The following is a 17,590-nucleotide window of genomic DNA, read 5'->3' as shown; positions in this document are numbered from 1 at the left end:
CCGGTCGGCGTGCGGCTCCGGCGTTCGGCGCCCGCGGCACCCGCGGTATCACGTGTGAACGGGTGCGGATGCGGGCTACCCGTCGAGCGCCGCGATGTCGGCGAGGATCTCCGCCGCGTGGTCCTCCGGCGAGACGCCCTCGTACGCGAGCACGACCTCGCCGTCGGCGTCGACGACGTACGTGTTCCGGAACACGCCGTCGAAGGTGTTTCCGAACATGTTCTTCTCGCCGTACGAGTCGTAGGCGGCGGCGACCTCGCCGTCGGGGTCCGAAAGGAGGTCGAACGGCAGGTCGAACTTCTCGGCGAAGTCGGCCAGATCGTCGACGGGGTCGTCGCTGATCCCGACGACGGCGACGTTCGCGTCGGCGAACGCGTCCCACTCGTCGCGGAAGCCGCACGCCTCCGTCGTGCAGCCGGGCGTGTCCGCACGGGGGTAGAAGTAGACGACGGCGTACTTGCCGTCGAGCGCGTCGAGAGACACCGTCTCGCCGTTCTGGTTGGTGAGCGTAAACGCCGGCGCCTTGGATCCAACGTCGAGCATGTCGGATCGCTGGGCGGGGACCCGGAAAGCCGCTCCGGTCCGGGAACTACTCCACTTTCTCGGCGGCGTCCCGCTGGAGCAGCGGGTCGGCGTTGGCCGCCGGCAGCGTCACCACGTCCTCTCGTTCGAGGTCGTACTCGCGGTCGTCGACGCCGAGGATCTCGCCCACGTCACGGGTCACCCGCACCGTCGTTCGGTCCGTCTCGGGTGTGCTTGGCGCGGTCGAGGCGGACGTGTCGTCGTCCTCGCTCATTCCCGGCGCGCCCGGGGGGGCCGGCTCCGGGGCGACGGGTGTGGGACCGTCGTTCGACTCCGTTTCAGTCTCATCCGGCGACGCGTCCGGGGAGTCGTCCGTCGACCCGCCGGCCATCGCGTCCGCGAGCGCGCCGCTCGACGCGTCGGGTGACTCGGAGCCACCCGTCGGGTCGGCCGAGTTGGCTGAGCCGGCGTCGGCTGCCTGATTCGCGCCGTCAGCCGGCGGAATCGGCTCCTCGGGCGGAACCGGCTCGTCGCTTGCGGTCGGGGTGGGGGCGGCCTCCGTCACCGAATCGGTGTCCGACTCGCCGGCGGGTTCGACGTCGATGTCGCCGGCGTCCGCGGGCGCGGGATCGGTCTCGCCGGAGAGCACGTCGAGGACGGCCGACTTGTTCTCGCCGATCCGTGCGACGAGGTCGTCGAAGAGGTCCCGTTCCGGGCTCGTCATCCCCTCCGTCTCGACGGGCATGTCCGCCGCGGCGAAGGAGGCGAGTTTGACGACCTTCCCGACCCGGCGTTCGTAGATCGCCTCGGCGACCTCCTCGGCGGTCTCGATCTCGTCGGACATGCGGCGCACGTCGTCGTCCGAGAAGGGCTTGTCCACCTCCTCGGCGCGGCGGTCGCGTGCGGCGCGAAGGTCGGCGATGTAGGCGGCCACGTCGTCGTAGAACGCGTCGCGGAGATGCTGGAGGCTATCCTTGCGGCGTTCCTTCGATTGGACGGATCGGAGCTCGTCGAGGTTCATGGTTCGGGTGCCTTCCGTGCCTCACCGCGGGCCATCAGGAGGATGCCCGTCGGTTCGGGGACCACGTTCGTTCCGGGTTCCACGTTCAGTTCCCGACCGTTTAGTTCTACCGTCCGGTCCACCTCGGTCTCGATCCGGATGTCGCGGCCGACGAACCGCTCGGGGACCGCGTCGACCAGCGGGTCGAATCCGTCGAGTTCGTCGCGGTCGATGGGAGTCACCTTCAGCCCCGACCCGCCGTGCAGCGTGCCGGGGAGTCTGATCAGCCGACGCGTGTCCGTGGTGACGGGCTCGTCGATGGGTGCCGTCTGCGTGGCCGTCACCTGAGCGGTCAGGGCGGCGACCAGCCGGCGCACGCCGGGGCCGCCGGCCTCCACGTTCCCCTCGCGGACCGCGTCCGGATTGCGCTGGAAGGCGCCGAGGATCGTCTGTGCGCGTCCCTCGCCGATGCCGTCGAGCTCCATGAGCCGCTCCAAGGCGGCTTCCTCGTCCATCTCGCGGAGGTCGTCGGCGTACTCGACGAGCGCCTCGTGGACGCGAGCGCCCCACCCACCTTCCGTCCGGAGGACACGCTGGTTCGTGCCGCGCTCCTGGACGGTGTGGATCAGGTTCTCCGTGTTGAGGTCGATGGCGCGCACGTAGTCGACCACCTCGCGGCGGGCCTCGCTGTCGAGCTCGCGTACGTCCTCGTCACGGACGTGGACGTGGTAGCCGCGGCCGCCGGAGAAGACGACGGTGAGGTCCTCGAACGCGAAGTCGTTCTCCAGGAAGTCGAGGAGGCGGAGCAGCGCCGCCTTACACTCCGCCAGCATCTCCGCGTAGGAGGCGGTAGCCGGGTCCACGCCGGGGAGGTGGTCGGCGTCGAGGTCGAACACGAGGTCGGCCGAGCGCCACCCCTTTCGGCCCATCGTCGAGGCGCCGGGGTCGTCGTAGCGCGCCGCCGAGAAGTAGGCGTGTCGCGGCGCATTGTCCGCGAAGAACGTGTCGAGGTCGCCGAGGTCGAACGACGACTGGTGGCGGACCATCGTGGTTCCCGTGCCGGGCGTCCACGGGATGTGACCCCACTCGCGGAGGTTGGCGTCGGGTGGCGGGGTCACCGAGGCGCTTCGGTAGTAGTCGCCGAAGCGTCCCGAGAGGTAGTTGCGGGTCCGGTCGTCCATGCTCTCAGGTAGTATCCGCGGTCGACGTATAGGCGTTTTCGTTCGGGGGGCACCCGTGGGCCGGGGACCTGTCAATCGCCTGTGGAGCGCCGGCGTGCGCGCCGGCGACCGCGACGGCACACCGCCCCGCGCGTCGACCACAGCACTAACCGTCCCCCGACCGTACGTCGACGCATGCGCTCGGAAGCGGAAGTTCGCGAGCAGTACGAGTTTCTGAAAGACCAGCTCGACGAGGAGGAAATGAACCACCGGGGCGTCGAGGAACTGTTCACCCATTATAAACGCGCGCTCGGATGGGTGTTAGAGGAGGAGCACATCTAGGCTGGAGCACGACGACCGGTGACGATCGACTTCGGCGGTGCGGGATGGTGGACGCATCTGCCGTCGACGACCTCGTGGTCCCGTTTCCCCAACTCATTGGATGACGAACAAAACCGACGGGAGCGGCCCCGAGACTCCCGTCTCCGTTAGGTTTATCCCTCGTGGGGCGGTACGATTTGGTGACGCTTCGTCTGGAGGGCCGAAGCGTCAGCGGGGACCAATTCGAAGACACGCTCGACGCCGCTTTTTTCGGCGTCGGGCGTGAGCTTCGTTCTGCGGACCGACGCTATCCGGCGAGCGACGGCGCCGTCGTTCGGGGTTCGGGAGGTCGGAATACGGAGGACGTGGAGGACGTTCCACGCGCTACTCGACGGAGAGCGACGCGTCGCCGCCGTCCTCGCCGACGGTCCACTCCAACTCGAACTCCACGCTGAGCTCGTCGGCGCCGCTGCCGGTCTCGCGTTCCGCTTTCACCTCGAAGGTCGGCGCGTCGGGCACGTCCAGCGTCACCGACTCGCCGCCGGCCGACAGCGTCACCGGCTCGTCGGCCTCCAGTTTGTCCGCGACCGCGCGAAGCGAGGCCGCAATGCTGGCTTTCGACTCCGTGCTCTCGGTTTTGAAGATGAGCTCTTCGGGCATATGTGGACAGAGGTGCCCGCTCGTAATAAACACCGCACGCCGCGCGTCCCGCGGCGCCGCACCGCGGACCCTCTCGTGGCCGCATGCGAACGCCGGCGACACCACAGGGCAGCAGCGGTGATCCACCGGACGTTCTCCAGTTGACAGAACGGAACATCGGGCTGTGTGCGGGTAACCGCCGGCGTGCGCCCGAGGGAACTGTTCGCGAACGATATATTTATTAATTTTCGACAAGAAAACCGACGCAGTAGCATGTACGATCTCACCGGATTTCAGCGCGACCTCCTCTACGTGATCGCCGGGCTCGATGATCCCCACGGGCTGGCGATCAAGGAGGAACTCGAGGAGTACTACGAAAAGGAGATCCACCACGGTCGGCTCTATCCCAATCTGGACACGCTCGTCGAGAAGGGGCTCGTCGAGAAGGGGCAGCAAGACCGCCGCACGAACTACTACACGCTCACCCGTCGCGGCCGTCGCGAGATAGACGCCCGCACCGACTGGGAAGCGGAGTACGTCGACCACTAACGTCGCCTCGGTCGCCGCCCTCCCCTTTCGGTCGTCCCGCTCGTTAGTGCGGCCGACGCCGTCGACACCGACCGGCCCGACGCCATCGAACTCCCTCCCCCATCCCCGTCGCTCGATTGGAGTTTTCTCCAACGTACTCGATCGGCACCCGGATTTAACTCGCGGCGATTGGTACTCGGGGACATGGACCGAGACACCGTCGTCCCCGAAGTGGGCGACTTCCCCGGCGAGCGCGCCCGCGAGTGGGTCGAGCACCACCACCAGTCGGCCGCTCCCAGCACCTACGTGTACGACTTCGTCTGGGACCGCAACGCGCCCGCCGAGGGCCCCTTCTGTACGGACGTGGACGGGAACGTCCTCATGGACTTCACCAGCCACGTCGCCGCCGCGCCGCTCGGCTACAACAATCCGCTCATCATGGACGAGCTGCGGGAGTTCGACCTGGTCGACCCGCTGAAGATCGCCGGGCAGGACTTCTACGTCTCCGGCGGCGGCTCGCCCGGCGACCCGCTTCCGGGGCCGGCGGACCTCATGGAGCGCCTGACGGAGGCGACGAGCCACTACGACATGGACACGGTCTTCCTGTCGAACTCCGGGGCGGAGGCGGTCGAGAACGCGATCAAGATCAGCTACGACCACGCCGACGGCGCCAAGTACGCGCTCACGTTCGAGGGCGCGTTCCACGGGCGGACGCTCGGCGCGCTCTCGCTCAACCGCTCGAAGGAGGTGTACCGCCGCAAGTTCCCGGAAGTGAGCTCCGTCCACGACGTACCGTTCTGTGACGACCGAAGCTGTGACCCCTCGACGTGCTCGTGCGGGTTCTTCCGTGGCCCCGACGAGGACCCGGTCTCCGAGCTCCGCCGGAAGCTCGACCCCGACCGTGGCCACGTCAACCCCGAGGAGGTGGCCTACCTGATCATGGAGCCGATTCAGGGCGAGGGCGGCTACCGCTTCCCCTCCGACGCGTTCATGGACGAGGTCGCCGCGCTCGTCGACGAACACGACATCACGCTGATCGCTGACGAGATACAGTCGGGGCTCGGCCGCACGGGCGAGATGTGGGGATCCGACCACTACGCCATCGAGCCCGACGTGATCACGAGCGCGAAGGGGCTTCGCGTCGGCGCGACCGTCGCGAACGACGACATCTTCCCGGACGAGAAGAGTCGCCTCTCCTCGACGTGGGGCGCCGGCGACATCATCGCCTCGCTGCAGGGCGCGCTCACGCTCGACGCCATTGAGGAGGAGAACCTGATGGCGAACGCGACGACCCGTGGCCGGCAGTTCAAGGAGACGATGCGCGACGCCGACCTCGACGGCGTCATCGACGTGCGCGGCAAGGGGCTGATGCTCGCCCTCCAATTCGAGAGCAAGGCGCTCCGCGAGGACGTGCTCGACGCCGCGTTCGCCCGCGGCCTGCTCACCCTCTCGTGCGGCTACGACGTGCTTCGCATTCTCCCGCCGATGGACGTCACCGAACGCGAGATCGAGCTGGGCTGTGAGCTGTTGACCGCCGCCATCACGGACGCCAACTGAGCGCGGTACAGCCCCTTTTTAGAGAGCGTTTCAGATGTTCCCTTGGTTGAGAAGACTGCGTATTGCTGGATGCCGGGAGTGGGTGTATCACGGGAGCGGGTGCGGGGTTTATCAGTGGGGCGTTGGTAGAGTTGTGGTTCGTTTATAAGGTACGTTTGATAGGTGAGTCGCAGGTTCTGCGCACGTGAGGACCGCCTTCAAAAGCCCCAGCCAGCTCCGGTCGAGGGCCTCGCTGCGCGCTCAAAAGGCCTCTCGGCACCACCCGGCCTTTTGAGTGCTTACGTCGCCCATCGTCCCGGAGCCGGCTGCCCCTTTGAGTCCCACCCCGCACCGCACAGCGACCGCACCTCACACCTCCCCAACCTCGGTAGACGGGTGCCGGCGGGAAACCGCTCCGCCGGCACCCGCTACCTCCCTCGCGCTCCGGCTCGCGCCCGTTGGGCGCTCGCCGGGCGCGCCACCGCACATCCGTTTATAAGTGGCCGTCGTAACCGTTCTCGAGCGTTTATATACCATGTCGCCGGCGGCGATCTGTAACACCCACTCCCGAAGTCTCCCATCAAGGCACCTGTGCCGTCCAGAACCGCCCGTAATCGTGTCTCCGGATGGGGGTTTCAGCGGATCAAACTGACCATAAGACCGGGGTCCAGCTGGACGGGTGGACGTTGCCTACGGCCGACGGTCGTTCACGGATTGCCCGGTTTCTCTTCCGTTTGACCCGTCTTGCCGGATATGAGAGTCGTGATCAACGACGGCGACCGGACGCTGAACTGTGACAAGTACGAGGAGGGCGAACACGGCCTCGTCCTGCTCAACGAGAACGGCGAGCGGCACGGCTACGCACCGATGTCGAACGTCGTCTGCGTGGAGCCCACCGGCGACGACGAGCTGGGCGACGACGTGGTGGACGCCACCGACGGCGAGGACCCCGACGATCCCGACGAGGACGAGGAAGAAGACGACGAGGAGTAGCGGCGCGGGTACCCCTCCGAGGTTGCGACGGTCGTTCGCCGCCGGCGCGGACCAGCACTCCTTTGCGCGACCACGCCGACGCTCCGATATGACCGACGACGAGGGTGGAGACGAAACTACACACCCTGCCGAGCCGCGCGCGTCGCTCGAGGACGGCGACGCGCCCGCACTCCCCGCGGACCTCGACGCCGTCCGCGAGGCGCTAGTCGAGTGGTACGAGGTCGACCACCGGGACTTCCCCTGGCGGCGCACCGAGGACCCCTACGAGATCCTCGTCAGCGAGGTGATGAGCCAGCAGACACAGCTCGACCGCGTGGTGCCCGCCTGGGAGGCGTTTTGTGAGAAGTGGCCCACGACTGCGGACCTCGCGGCCGCCGAGCGCGGCGACGTGGTCGCCTTCTGGTCGAGCCACTCGCTCGGCTACAACAACCGCGCGAAGTACCTCCACGAGGCCGCCACGCAGGTCGAGACGGAGTACGACGGCGACTTCCCGGAAACCCCGGAAGAGCTTCAGGAGCTGATGGGCGTCGGCCCGTACACCGCCAACGCCGTCGCCTCCTTCGCGTTCAACAACGGCGACGCCGTCGTCGACACCAACGTCAAGCGGGTGCTCCATCGCGCATTTGGCGTCCCGGACGACGATGACGCCTTCGAGCGCGTCGCGTCTGCGGTCATGCCCGACGGCGAATCACGCGTCTGGAACAACGCGATCATGGAGCTCGGCGGCGTCGCTTGCGGAACCAAGCCCCGCTGTGACGAGGCCGGCTGCCCGTGGCGACCGTACTGTCACGCCTACGAGACGGGCGATTTTACCGCGCCCGACGTGCCGACCCAACCGAGCTTCGAGGGGAGCCGCCGACAGTTCCGGGGTCGCGTTGTACGGACCCTCGGCGAGTTCGACGAGCTGACGCTCGACGATCTCGGACCGCGAATCCGTGTCGACTACGCGCCCGATGGGGAGTACGGACGTGAGTGGCTGCAGGGACTCGTCGACGACCTCGCTGACGACGGGCTCGTCGAGCTCACCGAGCGCGACGGCGAGACGGTCGCGTCGCTGCGGGCGTAAGGCGGCTGTTCCCAGCGTCTACAACCTCACTCACCGCTCCTGACGCCCCTTGGTCTGCCGATAATCCCGGGCAAGCACGTTCTCGCGCATGTGGCTCACGAACGCGTCAGCCTGCGCGTCGGTCATCTCGGCCGGGTCGACCATCGGCACTAGCTCGAACCCGCGTCCGCGAATCGTCGTTGCGTGTTCGGCCTCGATGTCGAAGGAGGCGGGCCGGCGCGTGGTGTACTCGACGGCGAGCGCCTCCAGCACGCGCTCGCCGACGGGGACGATGATCTGCGGGTTGATCATCCGGATCTCCGCGTTGAGGAACGGCTCGCAGGTGTCGACCTCCGTGTCGGTCGGGTCGCGCTCGGGGTGGTGACAGCGCGTGAGGTTCGTGAAGAAGACGTTCTGTACGTCCGGCGTCGACGCCGACGGCTCCGACCGGACGAACCCGAACTCGGCAAACATCGACTGCACGCGCTCGCCGCCACCCGGCCCCGTAAACGGGATGCCGTTTCGCTCGGCGGCCGCCGTCGGCGACGCACCGACGACGAGGAACTCCCCACCCACGTCGCCGTAGCCGTGGACGACGCGCTCGCGGGCGTCACACAGCGCGTCGCAGTTCCGGCAGTCGGCGTCCATGCCGAACGGGTTCTCGAACTCCTGTTGATGCGCGTCCACGCCCGCCGATGGGTGCTACGCCGCCGTAAAGCTCTCGCTTGGCGGGAAGGCGGTGGTCGATGGAGGCCGTTATTTTTTCGGTCATCGTCGACCTAACTGCGGATGCGGTTCACATCATCTCCAGAGTCCACCAGGGTGTGGATCGTGCATTCCGATACTTCGGCCGACGATGGCCGGTAGCGTCCCTCTTCTCCGGGCGCTTTCCTCCCCACCAGTGTGGGTGTTGTGCGGTTCGTTCGCGCATTCCCCGTTCACACGCACTGGTTGCTCGTGTCGCCCGTGCGCTCGCCGGCGAGTGCTGCCGCTCGGAGCAGGCAAGTCACCGAAAATCCGCAGCACGTCGTCGTGGAGGCGCTACGCCAGCGTGTACGACTCGTCGTTGCGAACGACCATCTCCTGTTTACGGAGGGTCTTCAGAATGCTGTACAGCGACATCTTCTTCATGCCCAGCGAGTCGCCCATCTCGCTCACGGTGGCGCCATCGTTGGTCGTCAGATAGAGGTAGACGAGCTTTGCCCGGGGCGACTGCAGCTCCGGCGGGAGTGCCGGCGCCGCCGTCGCGGTTGCCGTTTCGGTTTCGAGCATCTTGTCCGGACACAGTGGTTCGACGATAATAAACCCCCATTTCAACAATCGTCGAAACACCACATTTGTGATTCTGAGTCCCTCTCCCGCGGGAATTAGCCGATCGTCGAACAGCAGGTACGACAAAGCGGACGCGAACGACGCCCGAAGACGGTCGAGAGTTCGACCGACGACGGATACAGAATCGTGAGGAATCCCCCGAAAATCGTGTGATTCGGTCGCGCGATCCGCGATCGGCGCCGCGGCGACGGCGCGCGCGGGCCGCCCTGAACGAGACGGGTGTCGTCGCTCAGTACGAGCGGACCTTCGGCTCGTACGTCTTGTCCTCGCCTTCGAGGATCGCGGGCTTGTACCAGAGTTCGGGCTCGCCGTCGTTCCACGACACCATGGTGTGTTTCAGCCAGTTCTCGTCGTCGCGCTCCTGGCGCTCCTTGCGCCAGTGGGCGCCGCGGAACTCCTTGCGCGCGAGCGCGCCCATCGTGAGCGCCTCCGCGATGTCGAGGATGTTCCGGGTCTCCATCGTGTGGATCAGGTCCGTGTTGAACGTGCGCGAGGGGTCCGAGACGGCGACGTCCTGGTACGCCTCCCGGGCCTCACGGAGGTCCTCCAGCGCCTGCTGGAGGCCGGGCTCCTCGCGGAACACGTTGACGTGGTCGGTCATCGTCTGCTGTACCTCCGACCGGATCTCGGCGTGGTTGCGGCCCTCGCGTTCGAGCAGCGTCTCCACGCGCTCCTTGGCGCTCTCGACCTCCGCCTCGAGGACGGACTCCGCGTCCGCCGCGACGGCGCCGCCGTCGGCCGCGGCCGGCGAGTCGCCGCCGACCTCGCCGATCTCGACGTCGAACTCGAAGTCGGACTCCTCGAACTCGCCGGTCCTCCCCGTGGGAATCTCCGGTTCGCCGAGGTCGTCGCCCGCGGCGTGGCGTCCCGCACGCTTGCCGAAGACGATCAGCTCCGGCAGCGCGTTCCCGCCGAGGCGGTTGCCGCCGTGGACGGAGACGCAGGCACACTCGCCGGCGGCGTAGAGCCCGTCGATGCACGTCTGGCCGTGCTCGTCGGTCTCGATGCCGCCCATCGCGTAGTGCTGGCCGGGCTTGACGGGCATCGGCTCCGTCAGGCCGTCGGCGCCCTCGAAGTCCTCCGCGAGGTGGAGAATGTTCTCCAGCCGATCGAGGATCCGCTCCTCGCCGAGGTGGCGCATGTCGAGGTGGACGTACTCGTCCTCGATGCCGCGCCCCTCGTTCACCTCGGTGAGCTCGGCGCGCGACACCACGTCGCGGGAGGCGAGCTCGCCGTCGTTGTTCGCGTAGCCGTGCTCGAACATGAAGCGTTCACCCTCGCTGTTGTAGAGGATCCCGCCCTCGCCGCGGACACCCTCGGAGATGAGGACGCCCGTGGACGGGAGCGTGGTCGGGTGGAACTGGATGAACTCCATGTCCTCCATCGGCACGCCGGCGCGGTACGCCATCGCCACGCCGTCGCCGGTGTTGGCGACCGCGTTCGTCGTGTGGTCGTACACCTGGCCCATGCCGCCGGTGGCGAGGATGACGCCGCCGGACGCACGGAAGCCGCTGATCTCGCCGCTCTGAATGTCGTAGGCGACGACGCCGTGACACTCGCGGTCGGCGGGGTCGTCCGCCTCGGTGACGGCCAGGTCCATCACGTGCCACTCGTCGTACACCGTGATGCCCCGCTTGACCACCTGCTCGTACATCGTGTGGAGCATCTGGTGGCCGGTCTCGGCGCCGGCGTACGTCGTGCGCGGGAACGAAAGGCCGCCGAACGGCCGCTGTGAGACGGTGCCGTCCTCCTCCCGGGAGAACGGCATCCCCCAGTGTTCCAGCGTGATCACTTCTTCCGGACTCTCCTTACAGAGGGCCTCCACCGCGGGGGCGTCCCCGAGGTAGTCGGACCCTTTCATCGTGTCGTACGCGTGGTCTTTCCAGTCGTCGCCCTCACGGAGCGCGGCGTTGATGCCGCCCTCCGCCGCGCCGGTGTGGGAGCGAACGGGGTGGAGCTTCGTGACCATGGCCACGTCCGCGCCGGCCTCCTGAGCCGCGATGGCCGCTCGGAGCCCGGCGCCGCCCGCGCCGACCACGATAACGTCGTGTTCGTGCATTGTTGTTGAGTGTGTGTTAGGTCTGGGATCCCTTGAGGGTGTCTACCAGAACTTCAGGTTGTTCTTCACTGCCTCGCGTTTCAGCTCCTGGATGTGCTCGGTGAGCGGGATGTCCTTGGGACACACCTCGGTACAGGAGAACTGGGTCTGGCACCGCCAGACGCCGTGTTCCTGTTCGAGGATCTCCAGGCGTTTCTGCTTGATATCCTCGCCCTCGCGCTCGTCCATGGCGAACCGGTACGCCTTGTTGATCGCGGCCGGACCGAGGTACTCGTTGTCGCCGGCGGCAACGTTACACGACGACATACACGCGCTACACCAGATACAGCGCGTCGACATCTTCACCTTCTCGCGGTTCTCCCGCGTCTGGCGCTGCTCTTCGAGCTCGCCGTCGGGCAGGTCGTTCGTCTGGAAGTAGGGCTCGACGGCCTCCATCTGGTCGTAGAAGTGCTCCATGTCGACGACGAGGTCCTTCGTCACGTCGGCGTGCGGGAGCGGCTCCACGCGGATCGGCTGGTTCAGCTCGGAGATCTGCGTCTTGCAGGCCAGATGCTGGGTGCCGTTGACGAACATCGCGTCGGACCCACAGATCGCCTGCCGGCAGGAGTGCCGGAAGGTGAGCGAGGAGTCGTACGTGTCCCGCGCGTACATCAGCGCGTCGAGAACGGTCATCCCCTTCTCGAAGGGAACGTGGAAGGTGTCGAACCGCGGCTCCTGTTTCCCCTCCACTTCGGGGTCGTAGCGGAACACCTTCAGCTCGATCGTGTTCTCGTCGGCAGCCGCCTTCTCGGCCTCCTCGGCCTGCCGCTGTTCGCGGCGCTCGGCGGCGCGCTGGCGCTTCTCCTCGCGCCGGCGTTCGCCCTTCGAGGGCTCCTGTTCGGCGAGTTCGGCCTCCGTCTCCGTCTCCTCCTGTTGTTTCGGAACTTGCGTGCTCATGTTAGTACAGACCGATGCCGGCCCAAGCGTTTGCCGTGCGGATCCCCTGAACGATCAGCAGGACGCTCGCGGCGATCAGCGTCCACTTGACGGCGGTGCGCTTGCGGCCGGCGAGTCCCTGGTTGATCAGCGCGTTGTACACTCCGTTGACGCCGTGGAACGTCGCCGTCAGCAGGAACAACACCATCAGCGAGTAGTAGCTCCACACTTCCATCCGGCCCGCGCTCATCAGGAACGACACCTCGTCCGCGTGGTGGACGAAGTGGAGCAGGAAGAAGTGGAACGCGAGGACGCCGATGAGGAACGCCGCGGTCACGCGCTGGAGCAGCCACATCGTGCCGCCCGGCGTGAACGAGGAGTAGCGTTCGGCCATCTTAGAACGCCCCCGCGATGAAGGTCGGTACTGACGCGACGGTGATCGCTCCCGTCAGGATCAGCGACGCGTAGAAGCTCTTGTCCTGTGAATCCAGCCCGACGCCGAGGTCGACCAGCAGGAGGCGCGTCCCGTTCAGAATGTGGAACACGGCCACCGCGAGCAGCCCGACTTCGAGGATGCGGACGAGAAGCAGCTCCTCCAGCGTGACGATCGTCTGCGTGTAGACGTCATCGCCCGCATCGAGGACGGCTTGCTCGGCACCCGCCGCCGGGATCGCGGTGCTCAACACGGCAATGTGGGTGAACAGGTACCCGATGAGCACCCATCCTGTGAACTTGTGGAAGATCCACGCCCACATCCCCGCCGAGAACTCCCGCCACCGACCGAAGTCCTCGATGAGGCCCCGATTGTACGACTGACTCATACGTGTGTCCCTGTGTCCCGGGGTTGTATAGTAGTTTCTAACCCCGCGGACGCGACCGGCAGCAGCTCCCGTACACGCACCCACATACGGACCCCCCGTCACGGACACCGTGTTGGCGCGCCGGGCGGAAATCGGCGATACGCGCTCGCCGAACGACTGTCGGCGACTCCCGGACCATGTGAACGGCTGTCCCGCTGCGTCGAGTCACGGAAGGCTTTTAAGCGGGCAGCACTCTCTCTCATACGCAATGGCGAAAGGCGAAGTTGACTTCTTCAACGACACTGGCGGCTACGGTTTCATCTCGACGGACGATGCGGACGAGGACGTGTTCTTCCACATGGAAGACGTCGGCGGTCCTGACCTCGAGGAGGGGCAGGAGGTCGAGTTCGATATCGAGGAGGCCGACAAGGGCCCCCGCGCGACGAACGTCACCCGTCTGTAACTCGTCGCGAACTTCAGGTTGTATCGGCTTTTTGACTACTCTACACTCGTGAGCGGCGGCGTCGTCTATGGGACGACAACTACTGTCGCGACGCTTTTTCAGTGTGTCTCGAAGAAGAGGAGTAAGCTGCTCGGGGCCTTTCACTCCGACTCGTACGCCGCCCAGACGTACCGCGTCCCGTAATCTCCGTCAGGGCGGCGACCGCTTCGTCGTCGGTGTGGTCCGCGAGTCCGTCCACGGTGAGGTCGCGCTCGGCGAACGCCTCGGCCGCCGAGCGGAGATACCGCACCGTCGTCGCGCTCACGCCCGCCTCCCCGAGTGCGTCCTCGTCGGCCGCCAGCACGCGCTCGGGGGTCACCGCGTCGTCGAGCACGGTGTACGCGCGCTCGCGAATCGCGCGGGCGGACGCCGTCGAGAGCTGCTGATTGAGGATCGACGTGCAGAGCCGCCGAAACTCCTCGCCCGGCTCGACCGGGGCCACGTCGAGGGGGCCGTGGCGGTCGACGAGCGCCGCCATCGTCGGGTCTGTCCGTAGGGTTCGTTCGACATCCTCGTTCATCTGCTAGGATGCGCGCTCGGCGGGCAAGTGCGTTTCGCGCCGGGGGGATCGGGCGGCCTCGGTCAGACCGCTTGAAACTCCCACTCCGTTTCTCGTTTCAAAAAGGGAAACGTTGAACGGGAACGCTTGCGACCATCCGCACATGAAGCTCGAAGACGTCCAGCGTCTCGCGGTTCTCGGCGCCGGCAACATGGGCCACGGCATCGCGGAGGTCGCCGCACTCGCCGGCTACGACGTGGCGATGCGTGACATCAACGAGGAGTTCGTCCGGAACGGCTACGACCAGATCGAGTGGTCGCTCGACAAACTGGCCGAGAAGGACCAGATCTCGGAGGCCGACGCCGAGGCCGCCCTCGACCGCGTCGACCCCATCGTCGACGTCGAGGAGGCCGTCGGCGACGCCGACGTGGTGATCGAGGCGGTCCCCGAGAAGATGGAGGTTAAAAAGGACGTGTACGGCGAGGTGGAGGAGCACGCGCCCGACCATACCGTGTTCGCCACGAACACCTCCAGCCTCTCGATAACGGAGCTATCGGAGGTAACCGATCGCCCCGAGCAGTTCTGCGGGATGCACTTTTTCAACCCGCCGGTGCGGATGCAGCTCGTCGAGGTCATTTCGGGGGCCCACTCCAGCGACGAGACGCTCGACCTGATCGAGAATCTCGCCGAGGAGATGGGGAAGACGCCGGTTCGCGTCCACAAGGACAGCCCCGGGTTCATCGTCAACCGCATCCTCGTCCCGCTGATGAACGAGGCGGCGTGGATCGTCGAGAGCACCGACGCGACGATCGCGACCGTCGACTCCACCACGAAATACGACATGGGCCTCCCGATGGGGTCGTTCGAGCTGGCCGACCAGGTCGGCATCGACGTGGGATACCACGTACTCGACTACATGCACAACGAGCTCGGCCCCGCCTACCGGCCCTGCCCGATCCTCGTCGAGAAAGTCGAGAAGGACGAGCTCGGCAAAAAGTCCGGCAAGGGCTTTTACGACTATGAGAACGGCGGCGTGGACGTGCCGTCCGACGACATCGACCCCGACGTTCGGCGCCGGCTGCTTGCAATCATGGCCAACGAAGTCGCCGGGCTCATCGAGAACGGCGTCGCCGACGTCGACGCGATCGACCGCGCCGTGATGCTCGGCGCCGGCTTCCCTGACGGCCCCGCCAAGCTGGCGGACGGCGAGGGACTCGACACGCTCATCGAGACGCTCGACGAGCTCCACGAGGAGACCGGAGAGGAGCGCTACGAGGTCGTCGACTACCTGCGTGACGCAGCCAGCACTGGCGGGTTCTACGGCTCGGCGCCCGACGACGTGGCCGCCGCCTACGACACGCTCAACGTGAGCGTCGACGGCAACGTCGGCCATATCGAGATCGACCGCCCACACCGGATGAACACGATCAGCGAGGAGCTGCTCGACGAGCTGTCGACCGCCATCGACCAGCTCGACGCCGACGAGGAGGTCCGGTCGATCCTGCTCACCGGCGCCGGCGACCGCGCGTTCTCCGCGGGCGCCGACGTACAGAGCATGGCCGCCGGCGGGGCCGACCCGCTCAACGCCGTCGACCTCTCGCGGAAGGGCCAGGAGACGTTCGGCAAACTGGAGGAGACGGGCAAACCCGTCGTCGCCGGTATCGACGGCTACTGTCTCGGCGGCGGGATGGAGCTCGCGACCGCCGTGGACTTCCGAGTCGCGTCCACGCGCTCGGAGTTCGGCCAGCCGGAGCACAACCTCGGACTGCTCCCCGGCTGGGGCGGCACCCAGCGACTCTCCCGGATCGTCGGCGAGGGGCGCGCCAAGGAGATCATCTTCACCGCCGACCGCTACGAGGCGGAGACGATGGAAGAGTACGGCTTCCTCAACGACGTGGTGGGCAACGAGGCCCTCCTCGATTCCGCCTGGGAGCTCGCCGAGGACCTCGCGGCCGGGCCGCCGGTCGCCCAGCGGTTCACCAAGCGCGCGATGCACGCCGGCCGCACCGACGGCGAGGCCGGCCTGGAGATCGAAGCACAGGCGTTCGGCCACGTGATGAACACCGACGACATGATGGAAGGCGTCACCGCGTTCATGGGGGACACCGAACCGGAGTTCGAGGGCAAGTAAGGGGGCGGCCGTCGCGGTCGCTGGTGGTACGCTGACGGAACGGCGCCGAATTATCTCACCCTCAAATTTTTAATTGTTGTTGAGAGACTACCTGATGAATGCCGAAGCGGTATCGAAACGGCTGGTGGCTGTTCGAAAAGTACCATTGTGAGGAATGGACACAAGCAGAGATTGCGGACGAGTGTGGAGTATCTCCGCGCACGGTCCGTGACTGGATGGAACGCCGCGGCGTCGAAACACGGGAGATCGCCGGCGAGAACCATCCACTCTACGGGAGTAGTCGGTCCGAAGATGTCCGTCACTCGATAGCAGAATCGCTCTCTGGGCGCGAGGTATCCGATGAGACACGCCGCCGTATGTCGGAAGCCCAGCAGGGACGAACGCTCTCGGAGGCGACTCGTTCGAAGATAGCGAAAGCACTGACTGGAATGGAACGGCCCTCTTCAACGCGTCGAGCCATGAGTGAGGCGAGTGCAGGGGCAAACAATGCAAACTGGAAGGGTGGATACGGTCGTCGATACGGGTCCGGGTGGAGCCCGGCGAGGGACGCCGCACACGAGAGCCAAGAGGAATGCGAGCACTGCGGCCACGACGGGTCAGACCGTCGGCTTGAAGTTCATCACGTGGTGCCGGTTCGAAGATTTCGCGAGAGCGAAGCGTTCGAGCTCTCGGATGCACATCACCCGAACAACCTGCGCGTTCTCTGTCGCCTGTGCCATATAAAAGCAGACCACGAGAAAATCACCGTAACGACGCGTGGTGAATTTCCGAACCCTGAATGAGAACCGTTAGCAATGAAGTCGTATGTGAGAAGAGTTAAATCGAAGGCGGCGATACGACTGAATGCGCTCGGTTGGTGTAGTCCGGCCAATCATGTTGGCCTTTCGACCGTTTCAGGCGTTTTCGCGCCTGTACGGGAAGACAGCCGACGACCAGGGTTCAAATCCCTGACCGAGCATTTCTCTCACGCTCACTCGGCGAGCGACGGCACTCGTCACCGTCGACGGCGGATACCCCGCGCCATCCGCCGTCACCCGCCGAACCGTTCTTAAGAGTCCCGACCCTCCGGCCCGACATGGACGCGTCAGACCGGGTACGGCCGCTGCTCGCGGCGCTTACCGTCGTCGCCGGCGTGGCGACGGCCGGGAGCCTCTACTTCAGCGAGGTGCTGGGGCTGGTGCCGTGTGATCTCTGCTGGTACCAGCGGATCTTCATGTACCCGCTCGTGGTCGTGCTCGGCGTCGCAGCGATCGACGGGCGTACGAGGGTCTACCGGACGGCGCTTCCGCTGTCGCTCGGGGGCGTCGCGGTGTCGGCGTATCACACCTACATCCAGCTGACGCCGGCGGCGACCTGCACGGTCGACGGCGCCTGCACGGCGATCCTCTGGCAGGGCTTTGGCGTGTTTACCATCCCCCGGCTGGCGCTCGTCGCGTTCACCCTGATAAGCGTCGGCCTCGTGGGACTGGCGCTCGTCGATCGCGGCGTGTGATGGTGGACAAGTGGAAGGTTGGGAATTTGCCTCTGTTGAAATCCGGTTCTTCAGACGTATTTCCAACTGAAACAGCCAGTCGATAGCGACTGCTTGTTGATCGATGTGGGGAGTAG

The 17,590-nt window shown here is 66.2% G+C and carries 19 protein-coding genes, 1 tRNA gene and 1 pseudogene; 10 read left to right on the top strand and 11 right to left on the bottom strand.

The window, feature by feature from the left end:
- Positions 1-75: 75 nt before the first annotated feature.
- Genes bcp through priS form a run of 3 tightly spaced genes read right to left on the bottom strand, consistent with a single transcriptional unit; the run spans position 76 to position 2,703 of the window.
- Positions 76-543 (bottom strand): thioredoxin-dependent thiol peroxidase, encoded by a 468-nt coding sequence (bcp, locus tag ACYQ07_RS13715; protein ID WP_459882543.1) that lies wholly within the window; start codon positions 541-543, stop codon positions 76-78.
- Positions 544-589: 46 nt separating this feature from the next.
- On the bottom strand, positions 590-1,543 hold the full coding sequence (locus ACYQ07_RS13710) for a DNA replication complex subunit Gins51 (RefSeq protein WP_459882542.1): 954 nt from the start codon (positions 1,541-1,543) through the stop codon (positions 590-592).
- On the bottom strand, positions 1,540-2,703 hold the full coding sequence (priS, locus tag ACYQ07_RS13705) for a DNA primase small subunit PriS (RefSeq protein ID WP_459882541.1): 1,164 nt from the start codon (positions 2,701-2,703) through the stop codon (positions 1,540-1,542). Before priS ends, ACYQ07_RS13710 begins: the two co-directional genes overlap by 4 nt.
- A 174-nt stretch (positions 2,704-2,877) precedes the next feature.
- Here priS and ACYQ07_RS13700 point away from each other — a divergent pair, with 174 nt between their 5' ends.
- Entirely contained in the window at positions 2,878-3,024 is a 147-nt protein-coding gene (locus ACYQ07_RS13700; RefSeq protein ID WP_459882539.1) for a hypothetical protein, read from the top strand.
- Between the two features lie 363 nt (positions 3,025-3,387).
- Here the strand turns inward: ACYQ07_RS13700 and ACYQ07_RS13695 are convergent, their stop codons facing one another.
- A complete protein-coding gene (locus ACYQ07_RS13695; RefSeq protein WP_459882538.1) occupies positions 3,388-3,663 on the bottom strand; it encodes an amphi-Trp domain-containing protein in 276 nt (91 codons plus the stop codon).
- Between the two features lie 252 nt (positions 3,664-3,915).
- Between ACYQ07_RS13695 and ACYQ07_RS13690 the strand changes: the two genes are divergently transcribed.
- From ACYQ07_RS13690 to ACYQ07_RS13675, 4 genes are all read left to right on the top strand, one after another.
- Positions 3,916-4,191 carry a PadR family transcriptional regulator gene (locus ACYQ07_RS13690; protein ID WP_459882536.1) on the top strand — a complete coding sequence of 92 codons (276 nt, stop codon included), beginning with the start codon at positions 3,916-3,918 and terminating at the stop codon, positions 4,189-4,191.
- Between the two features lie 183 nt (positions 4,192-4,374).
- Positions 4,375-5,727 (top strand): class-III pyridoxal-phosphate-dependent aminotransferase, encoded by a 1,353-nt coding sequence (locus ACYQ07_RS13685; protein ID WP_459882533.1) that lies wholly within the window; start codon positions 4,375-4,377, stop codon positions 5,725-5,727.
- Between the two features lie 732 nt (positions 5,728-6,459).
- The gene (locus ACYQ07_RS13680; RefSeq protein ID WP_459882530.1) at positions 6,460-6,699 is read left to right on the top strand and encodes a hypothetical protein; all 240 of its coding nucleotides are present in this window, start codon (positions 6,460-6,462) and stop codon (positions 6,697-6,699) included.
- Positions 6,700-6,787: 88 nt separating this feature from the next.
- Positions 6,788-7,765: an HhH-GPD family protein gene (locus tag ACYQ07_RS13675; RefSeq protein ID WP_459882527.1), complete on the top strand. Its 978-nt coding sequence runs from the start codon at positions 6,788-6,790 to the stop codon at positions 7,763-7,765.
- Positions 7,766-7,795: 30 nt separating this feature from the next.
- On the opposite strand, the gene ACYQ07_RS13670 is transcribed toward ACYQ07_RS13675, so the two are convergent.
- The 6 genes from ACYQ07_RS13670 to sdhC all read right to left on the bottom strand — a co-directional run bounded on the left by ACYQ07_RS13670 (position 7,796) and on the right by sdhC (position 12,871).
- Positions 7,796-8,431 carry a uracil-DNA glycosylase gene (locus ACYQ07_RS13670; RefSeq protein ID WP_459882524.1) on the bottom strand — a complete coding sequence of 212 codons (636 nt, stop codon included), beginning with the start codon at positions 8,429-8,431 and terminating at the stop codon, positions 7,796-7,798.
- 354 nt (positions 8,432-8,785) lie between these two features.
- Positions 8,786-9,016, bottom strand: coding sequence for a TrmB family transcriptional regulator (locus tag ACYQ07_RS13665; protein WP_459882520.1), 231 nt, complete (start codon positions 9,014-9,016; stop codon positions 8,786-8,788).
- A 289-nt stretch (positions 9,017-9,305) separates the two neighbouring features.
- Entirely contained in the window at positions 9,306-11,135 is a 1,830-nt protein-coding gene (locus ACYQ07_RS13660; protein WP_459882517.1) for an FAD-binding protein, read from the bottom strand.
- A 42-nt stretch (positions 11,136-11,177) separates the two neighbouring features.
- Positions 11,178-12,071, bottom strand: a complete 894-nt coding sequence (locus ACYQ07_RS13655) for a succinate dehydrogenase/fumarate reductase iron-sulfur subunit (protein WP_459882515.1) — start codon at positions 12,069-12,071, stop codon at positions 11,178-11,180.
- A 1-nt stretch (position 12,072) separates the two neighbouring features.
- Positions 12,073-12,444, bottom strand: coding sequence for a succinate dehydrogenase/fumarate reductase transmembrane subunit (locus ACYQ07_RS13650; protein ID WP_459882513.1), 372 nt, complete (start codon positions 12,442-12,444; stop codon positions 12,073-12,075).
- Position 12,445: 1 nt separating this feature from the next.
- Complete coding sequence (sdhC, locus tag ACYQ07_RS13645; RefSeq protein WP_459882511.1) at positions 12,446-12,871, bottom strand: succinate dehydrogenase, cytochrome b556 subunit; 426 nt, start codon at positions 12,869-12,871, stop codon at positions 12,446-12,448.
- A 247-nt stretch (positions 12,872-13,118) separates the two neighbouring features.
- On the opposite strand from sdhC, the gene ACYQ07_RS13640 reads away from it, so the two are divergent.
- Complete coding sequence (locus tag ACYQ07_RS13640) at positions 13,119-13,313, top strand: cold-shock protein (RefSeq protein ID WP_283401708.1); 195 nt, start codon at positions 13,119-13,121, stop codon at positions 13,311-13,313.
- 169 nt (positions 13,314-13,482) lie between these two features.
- Here ACYQ07_RS13640 and ACYQ07_RS13635 read toward each other — a convergent pair.
- Positions 13,483-13,872, bottom strand: a pseudogene (locus ACYQ07_RS13635) (DNA glycosylase family protein); the annotation flags it as partial.
- Between the two features lie 142 nt (positions 13,873-14,014).
- On the opposite strand from ACYQ07_RS13635, the gene ACYQ07_RS13630 reads away from it, so the two are divergent.
- From ACYQ07_RS13630 to ACYQ07_RS13615, 4 genes are all read left to right on the top strand, one after another.
- On the top strand, positions 14,015-15,982 hold the full coding sequence (locus tag ACYQ07_RS13630; RefSeq protein ID WP_459882508.1) for a 3-hydroxyacyl-CoA dehydrogenase/enoyl-CoA hydratase family protein: 1,968 nt from the start codon (positions 14,015-14,017) through the stop codon (positions 15,980-15,982).
- 98 nt (positions 15,983-16,080) lie between these two features.
- Positions 16,081-16,764 (top strand): NUMOD3 domain-containing DNA-binding protein, encoded by a 684-nt coding sequence (locus ACYQ07_RS13625; RefSeq protein ID WP_459882505.1) that lies wholly within the window; start codon positions 16,081-16,083, stop codon positions 16,762-16,764.
- 65 nt (positions 16,765-16,829) lie between these two features.
- Positions 16,830-16,940: transfer RNA gene (locus ACYQ07_RS13620), tRNA-Glu, on the top strand.
- A gap of 117 nt (positions 16,941-17,057) precedes the next feature.
- On the top strand, positions 17,058-17,474 hold the full coding sequence (locus ACYQ07_RS13615; RefSeq protein ID WP_459882503.1) for a disulfide bond formation protein B: 417 nt from the start codon (positions 17,058-17,060) through the stop codon (positions 17,472-17,474).
- The last annotated feature ends 116 nt before the right edge of the window (positions 17,475-17,590 follow it).

It is taken from the genome of Halorubrum gandharaense (genome assembly GCF_054654575.1).
This window is presented reverse-complemented; position numbering and strand designations above follow the sequence as displayed.

Coding starts and splice junctions, on each gene's coding strand:
- bcp (WP_459882543.1), bottom strand. CDS start 543: ATGCTCGACGTTGGATCCAAGGCGCCGGCGTTTACGCTCACCAACCAG.
- ACYQ07_RS13710 (WP_459882542.1), bottom strand. CDS start 1,543: ATGAACCTCGACGAGCTCCGATCCGTCCAATCGAAGGAACGCCGCAAG.
- priS (WP_459882541.1), bottom strand. CDS start 2,703: ATGGACGACCGGACCCGCAACTACCTCTCGGGACGCTTCGGCGACTAC.
- ACYQ07_RS13700 (WP_459882539.1), top strand. CDS start 2,878: ATGCGCTCGGAAGCGGAAGTTCGCGAGCAGTACGAGTTTCTGAAAGAC.
- ACYQ07_RS13695 (WP_459882538.1), bottom strand. CDS start 3,663: ATGCCCGAAGAGCTCATCTTCAAAACCGAGAGCACGGAGTCGAAAGCC.
- ACYQ07_RS13690 (WP_459882536.1), top strand. CDS start 3,916: ATGTACGATCTCACCGGATTTCAGCGCGACCTCCTCTACGTGATCGCC.
- ACYQ07_RS13685 (WP_459882533.1), top strand. CDS start 4,375: ATGGACCGAGACACCGTCGTCCCCGAAGTGGGCGACTTCCCCGGCGAG.
- ACYQ07_RS13680 (WP_459882530.1), top strand. CDS start 6,460: ATGAGAGTCGTGATCAACGACGGCGACCGGACGCTGAACTGTGACAAG.
- ACYQ07_RS13675 (WP_459882527.1), top strand. CDS start 6,788: ATGACCGACGACGAGGGTGGAGACGAAACTACACACCCTGCCGAGCCG.
- ACYQ07_RS13665 (WP_459882520.1), bottom strand. CDS start 9,016: ATGCTCGAAACCGAAACGGCAACCGCGACGGCGGCGCCGGCACTCCCG.
- ACYQ07_RS13660 (WP_459882517.1), bottom strand. CDS start 11,135: ATGCACGAACACGACGTTATCGTGGTCGGCGCGGGCGGCGCCGGGCTC.
- ACYQ07_RS13655 (WP_459882515.1), bottom strand. CDS start 12,071: ATGAGCACGCAAGTTCCGAAACAACAGGAGGAGACGGAGACGGAGGCC.
- ACYQ07_RS13650 (WP_459882513.1), bottom strand. CDS start 12,444: ATGGCCGAACGCTACTCCTCGTTCACGCCGGGCGGCACGATGTGGCTG.
- sdhC (WP_459882511.1), bottom strand. CDS start 12,871: ATGAGTCAGTCGTACAATCGGGGCCTCATCGAGGACTTCGGTCGGTGG.
- ACYQ07_RS13640 (WP_283401708.1), top strand. CDS start 13,119: ATGGCGAAAGGCGAAGTTGACTTCTTCAACGACACTGGCGGCTACGGT.
- ACYQ07_RS13630 (WP_459882508.1), top strand. CDS start 14,015: ATGAAGCTCGAAGACGTCCAGCGTCTCGCGGTTCTCGGCGCCGGCAAC.
- ACYQ07_RS13625 (WP_459882505.1), top strand. CDS start 16,081: ATGCCGAAGCGGTATCGAAACGGCTGGTGGCTGTTCGAAAAGTACCAT.
- ACYQ07_RS13615 (WP_459882503.1), top strand. CDS start 17,058: ATGGACGCGTCAGACCGGGTACGGCCGCTGCTCGCGGCGCTTACCGTC.